The sequence below is a fragment of the Mesorhizobium sp. M7A.F.Ca.CA.004.04.2.1 genome, from assembly GCF_004022825.1.
Classification (GTDB): Bacteria; Pseudomonadota; Alphaproteobacteria; order Rhizobiales; family Rhizobiaceae; genus Mesorhizobium.
This window is the reverse complement of sequence record NZ_RZPH01001233.1, coordinates 1-1,542: the sequence shown is the minus strand read 5'-3', so window position 1 is coordinate 1,542 and position 1,542 is coordinate 1. Positions and strand designations below refer to the sequence as shown.

Sequence of the window (1,542 nt, the reverse complement as noted above, 5' to 3'; positions counted from 1 at the left end):
CAAGGGGGGAGATAGGCAGCCTCAACGCCGCCACTCTTTCTTCAACACTGGAAATTTGCGAAAGCGGCAATGACAGCTAATCTCCCCCCTTGAGGGGGAGATGCCCGGCAGGGCAGAGGGGGGCGCTGTCCCTCCGTCCTTTCCGACAACGAGCCCGGAGCTGCGATGACGCTTAAATTGACCGCACAGGACCGATCCATGCTCGACGGCGAGCAGGGTCCGTCCGCCGCCGCTGCCATGAAAATCCTGGCCGCGTTTTCCAATGCGGTCGGGGCGGGCTGCCTGCTCGACATTGCCGGCGCCCATATCGATGGCTGTCTCTACCACGGCAAGGCCGGTCTCGATTTCGTCGAGCGGCTGGTCGAAGGCGGTGGCCGCGTTCAGGTGCCGACGACGCTGAATGTCGGTTCGTTCGATCTCATCCATCCCGGCATGGTCAAGATGCCCCTAGCGGAAGAGGTGCCGGCGCGGCGGCTGATGAAGGCGCATCTGGAACTCGGCTGCCAGGCGACCTTCACCTGCGCGCCCTACCAGACGCGCTTTCGGCCAAGCTTTGGCCAGCAGATCGCCTGGGGTGAGTCCAACGCCATCGTCTTTGCCAATTCGGTGATCGGCGCGCGCACCAACCGCTATGGCGATTTCATCGATCTGTGCTGCGCCATGACCGGCCGCGCGCCGGCCTGGGGCCTGCATCTGAGCGAGAACCGGCGCGGCCGGATCCTGTTCGAACTGGATGTTCCAGACGGCGAGCTGAGTGACAGCCTTTTCGTCGGCGTCGGGCTAATCATAGGGCAAGCGAGTGGCGACCGCGTTCCGGTGATTGCCGGTCTGCCGCGGCCGCGTGACGAGGACCAGCTGAAGGCGCTGGGTGCGGCGGCTGCAACGACGGGTGCTGTGGCGCTGTTCCATGCGGTCGGCATCACGCCCGAAGCCAGGATCCTCGATGAGGCGTTCCAGAGCCATGCGCCTGACGAGACGATCCGTATCACCCGCGCCGATATCGACCATGCGCTGGCCAAGCTGTCTGGCGTGTCCGATGGCGCGCCGCTGGCGGCCGTGTCGCTCGGCACTCCGCATTTTTCGCATGCGGAATGGATGCGGCTGTTGCCGTTGCTGCGCGAGGCAGCACCCGGAAGGCGCATCCCGATCTACGTCAACACTGGGCGTGCGACGTTGACGCGGCTGCAGGAGGAGGGCGCGCTTGATGGCATGGAGGCGTTCGGCCTGATTCCGGTCGCCGACACCTGCACCTATGTCACATCGATCCTGGAACGCCTCGACGGCGTGGTCATGACCAATTCCGGCAAATGGGCGCATTACGCGCCGGGCAATATCGGCGTGTCCGTCGCCTTCGCCGAGATGGAGGATTGCATCCGCTCTGCTGCTGCCGGGCATGTCGTGCGGAGCGCCTCATGACGCGACCGGTGGAACGAACCGGCATCTTCCAGTTGGCCGGCGAAGCCAGGGGCCAGGCGCTGGTGTATTCGCAACCGCTGAGCTTCTGGGGCGGCATCGATGCCGAGACGGGCGACATAACAGACC

General features: G+C 64.9%; 1 protein-coding gene. It reads left to right on the top strand.

From position 1 onward, the window contains the following. Positions 1-165: 165 nt before the first annotated feature. On the top strand, positions 166-1,416 hold the full coding sequence (locus tag EN893_RS33345; RefSeq protein ID WP_127268608.1) for an aconitase X: 1,251 nt from the start codon (positions 166-168) through the stop codon (positions 1,414-1,416). Positions 1,417-1,542: the final 126 nt, after the last annotated feature.